The 9703-nt window shown below is 62.0% G+C and carries 7 protein-coding genes; 2 read left to right on the forward strand and 5 right to left on the reverse strand.

Annotation, left to right across the window (positions count from 1 at the left end):
* The first annotated feature begins 1972 nt into the window (after window positions 1–1972).
* Window positions 1973–3121, forward strand: coding sequence for a metallophosphoesterase (locus ACLHHB_RS15970; RefSeq protein WP_410219269.1), 1149 nt, complete (start codon window positions 1973–1975; stop codon window positions 3119–3121).
* 256 nt (window positions 3122–3377) lie between these two features.
* Here the strand turns inward: ACLHHB_RS15970 and ACLHHB_RS15975 are convergent, their stop codons facing one another.
* From ACLHHB_RS15975 to ACLHHB_RS15995, 5 genes are all read right to left on the reverse strand, one after another.
* A complete protein-coding gene (locus tag ACLHHB_RS15975; protein WP_410219270.1) occupies window positions 3378–3542 on the reverse strand; it encodes a hypothetical protein in 165 nt (54 codons plus the stop codon).
* A 187-nt stretch (window positions 3543–3729) separates the two neighbouring features.
* Window positions 3730–4308, reverse strand: coding sequence for a response regulator (locus ACLHHB_RS15980; protein ID WP_410219271.1), 579 nt, complete (start codon window positions 4306–4308; stop codon window positions 3730–3732).
* A gap of 92 nt (window positions 4309–4400) precedes the next feature.
* Window positions 4401–4748: a response regulator gene (locus ACLHHB_RS15985; RefSeq protein WP_410219272.1), complete on the reverse strand. Its 348-nt coding sequence runs from the start codon at window positions 4746–4748 to the stop codon at window positions 4401–4403.
* A 7-nt stretch (window positions 4749–4755) separates the two neighbouring features.
* Window positions 4756–7854: a CheR family methyltransferase gene (locus tag ACLHHB_RS15990; RefSeq protein ID WP_410219273.1), complete on the reverse strand. Its 3099-nt coding sequence runs from the start codon at window positions 7852–7854 to the stop codon at window positions 4756–4758.
* A gap of 212 nt (window positions 7855–8066) precedes the next feature.
* The gene (locus ACLHHB_RS15995; RefSeq protein WP_410219274.1) at window positions 8067–9032 is read right to left on the reverse strand and encodes a sodium-dependent bicarbonate transport family permease; all 966 of its coding nucleotides are present in this window, start codon (window positions 9030–9032) and stop codon (window positions 8067–8069) included.
* Window positions 9033–9126: 94 nt separating this feature from the next.
* Here ACLHHB_RS15995 and ACLHHB_RS16000 point away from each other — a divergent pair.
* The coding region (locus ACLHHB_RS16000; RefSeq protein ID WP_410219275.1) for a LysR family transcriptional regulator at window positions 9127–9703 on the forward strand (577 nt) is incomplete at its 3' end.

Genomic DNA, 9703 nt, shown 5'->3' on the forward strand with positions numbered 1-9703 from the left:
GGAGCAGGTCTCCCGGTGGAGCCCGAACCATGTCAAACGCTCAGAAACAACAGGCTGGAGCGTAGGATGGTGCGGAAGTTATGCTGTGCTGTTTCTGGTGCCAAGCCACTTATCTTCGCTCTCCCTAGGCGAACCTTGCTAAACCGCCAGACCTTTCATTGCAGGCACGACCCCTATCGCCGCGTAAGCCGGAAACAGTTCGAGGGATAAAAAGTCCAACACCCTTCTACGCCCTCTCTGGCTGGACGCCGTCTGCTAAAGCTCGTGGGGAGGCTGAGATGTGCGGAACATCGTTCCTCTGCGCAAGCCGTTTCGGGATGGCCCGGCTGGTGAAACGGGTGTCGTTCTCTCTGACCATGCAGGCACGTCTGGAGATCCGTGAACGACACATGCCGTTCGCACGCACGAGATGCTGGTATCGGTGATCAGGCACAGGTTCTCCCTGTAGCAACTGCCGATCGTCTCAGGATGCGGTCTCTGTGCGAGGCGTCGCAGGTGTCGGCCATGATATTTGGCGATCAAGCCGGATCGGCTAACGGCGCCGATGTGCGGGTGTCTCGGGCAGGCTTGCGCCCCTCCCGCGCCGCATAGACGAACCTTCCCCGCGGCAAGGCGGACCGCTTCCGGCTTCTCAGCATGCCCTCGCACTCCAGCAATGGACCGTGCGCCACCAGCCAAATCGGTTCAGAGCGCCTGCGTGGCCTTGCGGCTGTCCGGCTTATGAGGAGGAAGCGCGCGCTGCCCATCGATATCGACTACATCAGCGATGCGGGAGCCATGATCCCGCACCGCCCGCACACCGCGTTGCGCATCCGATGCTGTCGGGTGTTTTTCTGGAGATCTCTCAGCATCGCGCCCGTTAGCAGCTGCCTCAGCTTGTCGTCATGGGCCTGCACCCCGGACCAGTGGCGCTGACACACTCGCTCCTTGAGCGCCCCCAGTCTTTGGGCGCCGCATCACACCACCATATTTGGACTTGAACATGCAGAACCTGTTCACACAAGGATCATGATGCTCACAGGCTTGCGCCGCCGCTAGCCCATGAATGCTATCCGCCAACCCCGCAGATGATCATTGGGAGAATCTGTTTGCCAAGGCTTGCAGCCCCAGCGAGCGCATATCCCCCCTGTTGGTAGACGGCTGTTCTTCATCCCGTCCGCTCCTTCGTGGTAAAGCGAACTCTGCATCAAAAGGCATAATGGGCAGGTCTGAAGTGCGCAGCTTCGGCCATAATGTATCATCATGTCTATTACCGTTCTCTGAGACAGCCGACATCATCAAGAGGCTAGTCAAAAGTATTCTTGCGTATGGTAGCCTGCCGAGGCCAATGCCGCCGCGCCGGTGCAGTCGCTGGCAGGGCATGATGGCGTGACTTCTCAGGCCTCGCGTGCAGGCCCGCGGCCGTGAGGGACAGCTTCAGGCAGCCGGGCCGGCGCAATCACCACCTTGAAGCAACTACTTTTGATACAACGCCGTTCATGATCCAAGAAGGAGGGCCTTTCTTCTCTGACGCTTCCCACCGTCGCTGAAGGCTCTTTGACGCATATTTGCCTTCGGATCGCCACTAGCCGTTGCGGCCGCAGACATTTATCTCCCTGATCACGCGCCAGTATGCTGCTCTTCAAGTCTTGCAGAGAGCGAGGAAGATCAGGCACCAAGCCGGGGAGATGCGGGACGCCGAGCGGTCGCAGCCGCTCCTTCTGCACTTCTGCCAGCCAGAGCGGGACAGCGCAGAACGGGGGACGGCCCGGTCGACAACCTGTCCTGCATGGCCGCAAGCGTCGCCAGGTCAAACAGCGGCCGGGAAGCGCCATTCAGAGCCCAGGGGCGGCATCTTGGGGATTTGTCACTCACATAGGCTTTGGGCTTGCCAGCAGCTATAGTTGTGGTGCGCCGCCCCTGATTGTCGGATCATGGCTGCAGATGAAACACGAGGCATTTTTGGCAGGCCAGGAATGACGGGGGCGGCAGATTGCAGATAACCGAGTTTTCCAGAGAGCTTCTGACATTTCATGCAGGAACGTTGTCTCTGGGCCTGATTGTTGCATCAAGATTCGTCAGCAGGCTTCCGATACGGCATACGTTCAAGACGGCGCTTGCCGTTCTGGTCGTGATGGTGTCGCTCCGTTACCTCGTCAGCCAGCTTCTTTCGGGATCCACAGACACGATCGAGTTGCCGAGGCCTTTCATCATCGCCATCAACGGTCTGTTCGCATCGGTCCTGTTTCTCGCGTTATTTCAGATTGCGCTGGATGTTTTCAGCATCGTGCGATCCCTGGTCTTGCGCCGCCGCGTGCGCTCCGCTCCTTGGATGCGCTGGACCATCGGAGCCTTCGCCTTGATGCTTTCGACCTATGGCGTGGCACAGGCCTTGCGAACGCCGCCGGTCAAGACCGTCGATAGCGCCATTGACGGCTTGCCCGTCGAATTCGAGGGATATCGGATCCTGCAGTTGTCAGACCTGCACACATCCCGGCTTTTCGACAAAGCTTGGATCGCGAAGGCGGTCGGGATCGCCAACGCGCAGGAGGCGGATCTCATCGTGGTCTCGGGTGACCTGGTGGAGGGGACGCTTGAGGCGCGACGGGAGGATGTGGATCCCCTGCGGTTGCTGCGGGCACCGGACGGCGTCTACATGGCCCCCGGCAATCATGAATATTACTTTGACTATGAAGGATGGATGGAGCGGTTCAGGGAACTGGACCTGCGCATCCTTGCCAATGCTCACAGCGTCATCCGTCGGCAGGAGGCGGCGTTGGTGCTGGCGGGACTGACCGATGTCACGGCCTTGGCGCTTGGTCTGCCCGGCCCGGATCTTCGAAAGGCGCTGGCCGGCGCCCCTGCAGGGGCGCCCGTTGTTCTTCTGGACCACCAGCCGCGGCTGGCCCGTCTTGCCGCGGACGCGGGGGTGGATCTGCAACTGTCGGGCCATACCCACGGGGGAATGATGGTCGGCTTCCGCCGCCTTGTTGCAAGCGTCAACAATGGCTTCGTGTCCGGCCTTTATGATGTGCAGGGCATGTCCCTTTATGTCAGCAACGGAACGGCGCTGGCCTCGGGTTTCGCCGTCCGCGTGGGTGTGCCGTCCGAAATGACCGTCCTTGTCCTGCGGGCAAGGTGACAGGCTGGAAAAGGTCTTTCAGACAAAAGAACGCAGGCCTGGAGGCCAATCCGAACGTGCTTTGGCGGTTCATCCTGCTTGTGTAGAAGAACACAAGGTGGTCCAGCCATGCCTTGAAAAGCCGACCGTCTTGCCATCGGCAGTTTGCAATCCGGGAATGTGGAGGCGGATCGAACGCCCATGCCCACCTTCCGGAATCCGGAATCCCAGCAAGGGTCAGGCGGCAAGGCGCATCACAGGCAACACCAAGGCAGGATCAGGGATCGGTGCGATCGGCCTTCTGCGCCAGAACCGTTTCCAGCCTTTTCGCCAACTCCCTCAGTCGTGGCGAAATGGGATCGGAGCGCAGCTGCGATCTCAGATCGGACAGCGGCCCGTCGAGATCTGTAAGAAACCTATCGTCTTTATCGTCGCTTTTCATCGTGCCTGTCCCGAAGCTGTCTGGCCGGAAACGCCTGCAACGAGTCCTGCGAGGACCACCTTTATCCGGTTTCCACGCCGGGCACAGGAGGGTACACGAAGATTTTTATCCAAATCTACTGGAATATCACGGCAGCCAAGCGGCCCCTAAGCGAAGCAGTGTCGATGGCGCCCTCGCGCCGCCAGTTTCAGTTCAGATACAGCCTGCCGCGTTGCGCGTATTCTTTGTGCAGCATCATCATCAGCCAGGGGGCCGTGGACTGTTCGGGTCCGTTGTTGTCTGCAGCTGCAATCGCGCGGTGAAGAACACCCTCCACAAGGCGCTCGGCCGAGGCCTCGTCGGGCATCATCCTGCGTGCCTGTTGCAGCATTCTGACCACTGCGGCTTCGATGTCGTCCGCATCATCGGCCGTTGCGCGGACATGTTCGTGATGAAGGCTGTCCAGCAGGGGATCCGCGATTGCCGGCTTGGCAAAGATGCCCTGCCCATGAAAGCGGGCGGGAATGTGGCGCCTGTCATAGCCCGTCAGAAAGACGAAAGGGATGCCGCGATTGACAAGGGAATCTGCCACGAGGAACGAGGTTTCGTCGCGGAGCCGGACGTCGAGGATGGCTGCCTGTACCAGCCCCATCTGGTCGATCGCCTCGGACGCATCGGCAAAGGGACCCACGACCTGATCGCCGCGTGCACGAATATCGTTCGCAAGCTTGTGGGCCACGAGAAAATCATCCTCGACGACCAGAATACGCAACCCGTTGCCTGTCATCGTTGCTCCTTTCCCGCGTCAGCGGCCGTTCATGGGATCAGCCCGAAGCAAGGCGCGCCCGATGGTGCCCTGGCCTTCGAAGCGACATTTGCTCAAGCTGTCAACATTTTGCGGACAATGTCCAGCAGCGTTGCAGAAGTCACGGGTTTGGCGATCAAGGGATGGCCAAGCAGATGCTGGGGCAGGTCGTCCCGACGATGGGCCGTCAGGAAGGCGAAGGGAATGTGGCGTTCCTGCAAAAGGTTGGCCACGGGGAGGCTGTTGCGGGACCCGAGGTTCAGGTCCAGCAAGCCCACCGTGACAGGCTGTTCTTCCACAGCCTGCAGGGCTGGCTCGACATAGGCAAAGGGGCCGACCACTTCGTAACCGGCCTTGGCAAGGGGACGGACATAGCCCGATGCGATCAGCCAGTCGTCTTCGACGATCAGGATCTGTCCCATGGCCTGTTCAGGATCCCATGTTGAACGAAAGACTGGCGCGGAAGCCGTCGGGGTCGAACCAGGTCCTGACCTCGCCCCTCAGTCGGTACTCGATCTCGCCCTTGATGAGGAACAGGCCAAAGCCTTCCGTTTCGGGTGCCTGCACGGGCGGGCCTCCGCTTTCGCTCCAGTCGAGAAAGAACCTTCCGTCCCGTTCGCCCCATTCGACGGAGATGCGGCCACCCGACTGGCTGAGCGCCCCGTATTTGGACGCATTCGTCGCCAGTTCGTGCAGCACCATCGCAAAGGACATGCTGGGCTGGGGCTTCAGCCGGATGTCGGGACCCGAGATGTCGAAGCGGTCCGGGCCAAAGACCTCGATTTCGCGCGTCACCATCTCGGGGACCGACGCTTCCTTCCAGTTGGCCGACGACAGCAAGCCATAGCCGCGCGCCATCGCGTGCAGCCGGCCGATCAGCGCGTCGGAGAACGACTTCTGCGTCGGCGACCGTTCCAGCGTGTGGTTCGTGATGCTGATCACGACCGCCAGCATGTTCTTGACCCGGTGGTTCAGTTCCGAGATCAGCACCTGCTGATGTTCTTCCGCTTCGGCCAGGTTGGTGACGTCGATCAGCGTGACCACCACGCCGTCCGTGCGCCCGCCGTCGTTGCGATAAGGCAGCAGGCGAACCAGGAAGTGCTTGCCCTGGGCATCACGTGACAACTGGTGTTCCAGCATGGTGCCGGTGCCGAAGACCTGGTCGATATGCTGCTTCAGTTCCGGATAATCCAGTGTGCTGGACAGATCGGTCAGCGGGCGCCCGATATCGGCCAGCCGCAGGTTGAAGAACGCCGACGCCGCCGGGGTGAAATTGCGGATCACCAGGTGGCGGTCCAGGAAGACCGTCGCGATCCGAGAGCTTTCGAACAGGTTGCGCAGGTCGTTGTTGGCGCGGTCCAGTTCCTCCAGCTTGCCGTTCAGTTCGGCGTTGATCGTGCTCAGTTCCTCGTTGAGGGACTGCATCTCTTCCTTGGAGGCTTCCAGCTCTTCGTTGGTCGACTGCGCCTCCTCGTTGACCGAAACCAGTTCCTCGTTCGAGGATTTCAGTTCCTCGATCGCGGTCTCGTATTCCTCGATCGTCGATTGGAGGCGCTCTCGGGTGTCGCGCAGTTCCTGCTCCAGGCTGGCGGTGCTGTCGCTGATCCGGGCGTCCTGTTCGGCCTCGGTGCGGCTGCGCATGGGGCCGACGGGAATGAACAGCACCAGATAGAGCCGCTCGGCCAGGGTGCGATCCGCCAGGGGCTCGATGATCAGGGTGATGGGCTGGATGCGGCCGTCATCGTCGCTGACGCTGGCATTGTCGCGCTGGACCGTGGCACGGGTCGTCACCGCCTCGCGCAGCGCCGCGCGCAGGTCCAGCCGCAGCCCCTTGCGCGCCATGCTCAGGATCTGGCGGGTGGGGGTGCCCTGGGACGGTTCCAGATACTTGCCGGTCCTTGTGGAATAATAAACCACGTTGCCGTCGCCATCCACGACCACATGCGCCGGCGCGAATTTTTCCAGAACCTGGACCTCGACCGCCTGCCGCAACGAATGGCTGGAGATGCGGGCAGACTCGCGCCGTTCCGTCGCCTGCGCGGGCAGATTCGGATCCCTCATCATCATCGGCAGGCGGTAATGGCTGGTGGAATGCTCGCGCGCCTGAAAGATGCGGCTCTTCTTGTCCAGCGTCCCGAACAGTTCCGCATGCTGGCTGATGCTTTCGGAGGTGCCGAGGAACATGAAGCCGCCCGGCTTCAGCGCATAATGGAACGTTGGGATCACCCGGCTTTGCACCTCGGGGCCCAGATAGATCAGCAGGTTCCGGCACGACACCAGGTCCATCCGGGAAAAGGGGGGGTCACGGATGATGCTGTGGGGGGAAAAGATGCACAGTTCGCGCACTTCGCTGCTGAGAACATGGCTGGCGCCGTCCGTTGTGAAGAACCGTTCCCTGCGTTCGGGGGTCATGCCGTCCAGAAGCGGCTCGGGATAGCGCGCGGCCCGCGCCACGGCCAGCGCCGCCTCGTCGATGTCGGTGGCAAAGATCTGCACCCGGGGAGGGGTGGACAGCCTGTTCATCTGTTCGCGCATGAGGATGGCGATCGAGTACACCTCCTCGCCGGTCGCGCAGGCCGGCACCCAGACACGGATCGTGTCCGACTGCCCCTTGCCTTCGAACAGCTTTGGAATGACGATCTGCTCCAGCGCCTCGAAGGCTTCGGCATCGCGAAAGAAGTTGGTCACGTTGATCAGCAGGTCGCGGAACAGGTTGATCACCTCGTCCGGTTCCTTCCGGAGAACCTCGACATAGCCTTCGATCGTTTTCCGCTGCAGGACATGCATCCGGCGGCCGACGCGCCGCATGAAGGTCTTGGTCTTGTAGCCCGAGAAATCGTGACCCGTCTGGCTGCGGAGGATGTCATAGATCTCGTTCCGGGCTTCTCCCAGCTTGGCCTCTTCGCCCCGGCTCTCATCGGCGGAAATCGCGGCCAGTGCGCCAAAGCTGCGGTGAAAGGCGGTGATCTTCTCACCCATCTGCTCGACAGGGACGGCCAGATCGATCACGCCGCTGGTGATGGCGCTGTCAGGCATGCCCGGATCGCTGGGACCACCCTCGCCATCGGTCTGGGCCATGGTCAGGCCGCCCCGTTCCTTCACGACCTTGGCGCCCAGGGTCCCGTCGCCGTCACCGCCCGACAGGATCATCGCGACGGCATACTCTCCCTGATCCTCGGCCAGCGAACTGAGAAAGATGTCGACGGGCTTGCGTTCGCGGCTGACGGCATTGGGCCGGCGCTGGCGCAGGCATCCGTTCTCGATGGTCAGGATCGCATTGGGCGGCATCACGTAAACATGGTCGATCTCGACCCGGACGCCGTCCTCGGCCACCTTTACCGGAAGGTGCGTATAGCGTTCGATGATGTCGTGGAGCATGCTCTTGATGTCGGGATTGAGATGCGTGACCACCACGAAGGCTGCGCCGGGATTGGTGGGCATCGTCTTGAACAGCCCTTCCATTGCCGCGATGCCGCCTGCCGAAGCGCCGATGCCGACAATGGGAAAGGGCTTGCTGCTGTCGCTCATCGTCACTCCGCGCCTTCCCTGCATCGAGACGAAATGCGCCCCGTCCGCCAGTCTAGTCCGGTGTGCCAGGCGATTCCAGCGGTGTTCCCATTGTTGCGGGCGGAAACCCGCGCCCGGACAAGCCTCTTTCGTGCGGCAGGCCTGCGCCGGCCATCGGGGCGACCGGCCGCAAGAGGCCGGGCGCCTGGTCCCCTTGTGGCAGGATCGGTGCTTCAGGCACCCGCCAGCCACAGATAGGCCGGCAGGCCAAGCGTGATGTTGAACGGAAAGGTCACGCCCAGCGACAGCGTCAGGTACACACCCGGCTGTGCCTGTGGCAGGGCGATCCGCATGGCCGCAGGCACAGCGATATAGGAGGCCGAGGCGGACAGGACGATCAGCAGGAACAGGCTGCCGGTCCCCAGCCCGATGAGCGAACCGCCCATCCATGCCAGCAGCGCCCCGGTCAGCGGCATCAGCATCCCGAAGCCGAACAGCCCGACGCTGAGCATGTGCCGGTTCTTCATCAGGCTGCGGCCCGCGGAAAGCCCCATGTCCAGCAGGAACAGGCAAAGGATCCCGGTAAAGGGCGTCACCACAAAGGGCGCGATCATCGCCATGCCCTTGTCCTGCGTGACCGACCCGATGGCAAAGGCGCCGATCAGCAGAAGGATCGACCCATTCGCCAGCAACTCGCGCATCGGGACGGTGCTCGCCTTTCCGCTGTTGCCGAAACGGTGGGCAATCCACAGCGCGGACAGGATGGCGGGCACCTCCATGGCGGCGGCGACGGCCACCATGAACCCGTCGGCGGCAATGCCGGTCAGTTCCAGCAGGCTGGTCGCCGCGACAAAGGTCACGATCGAGATGGAGCCGTAATGTCCCGCGACCGCCGCCGCATTCACCGTGTCCAGCCTGGTGATCTGCCGCAGCAGCCCAAAGGCCACGAAGGGCAGGGCAAAGGACAGCAGCATGCCCAGGCCGATGGTGACGAACAGGTCCGGCTGCAGCCCGTGTTGGGCCAGGCTGTGCCCGCCCTTGAACCCGATCGCGAGCAGCAGATAGAGCGACATGAACTTGGCCGCTCCTTCGGGGATCGACAGGTCGCTGCGCAGGAAGGCGGCCAGCAGGCCAAGGACAAAGAACAGGATCGTCGGAACCAGCAGATTGCCGGCAAGGGTATCAAGTACGGGGGGCATGGTGAACTCCATCTCTCACCAGCCCCGATTGCCCCAGATTGATCCATAGGATAAATATAAACTACTGCTTTTTTACATAGTCTGGAGCTATGGAATGCGCCCCACTCTTCGTCAGTTGAACTATGTTGTCACGGTCCATCGGCTGGGACGGTTCGGCCTTGCTGCCGAAACGCTGAATGTCAGCCAACCCAGCCTGTCGGCGCAGATTGCCGAGATCGAGGCCGACCTGGGGATACGCCTGTTCGAGCGGGGCCGTCTGGGCGCGCAGGCCACGGCCAAGGGCGAGGAGTTCGTCCGGCGTGCCCAACGCATCCTGTCTGATGTCGAGAACCTGCGCAGCGCCATGACAACAACGCTGCCCTTCGGCAGCAGGCTGCGGCTGGGTGTCCTTCCTTCCATCGGGCCTTACCTTCTGCCGCGGGTCGTTCAGCGCATCCACGGCCAGCACCCCGGCCTGCGGGTCGTTGTCCGGGAGGAAAACACGCTGCACCTGGAGGACGGGCTGAAGACCGGACGCTTTGACGCGATCATCTCGACCCCCGAGGATCACCCGAACACGCTGCAGCGCCGCCTGTTCAGCGAAGCGCTGTGGGTGGCCGTCGCGACGGATGACCCCTTGGCCGAACGGGAAGGGATCGGCGCCGCGGACCTGACGGGGCGCCGTCTTCTGA

Origin of the sequence: Paracoccus sp. (in: a-proteobacteria), assembly GCF_046462195.1 — a bacterium.
Lineage (GTDB): Bacteria > Pseudomonadota > Alphaproteobacteria > Rhodobacterales > Rhodobacteraceae > Paracoccus.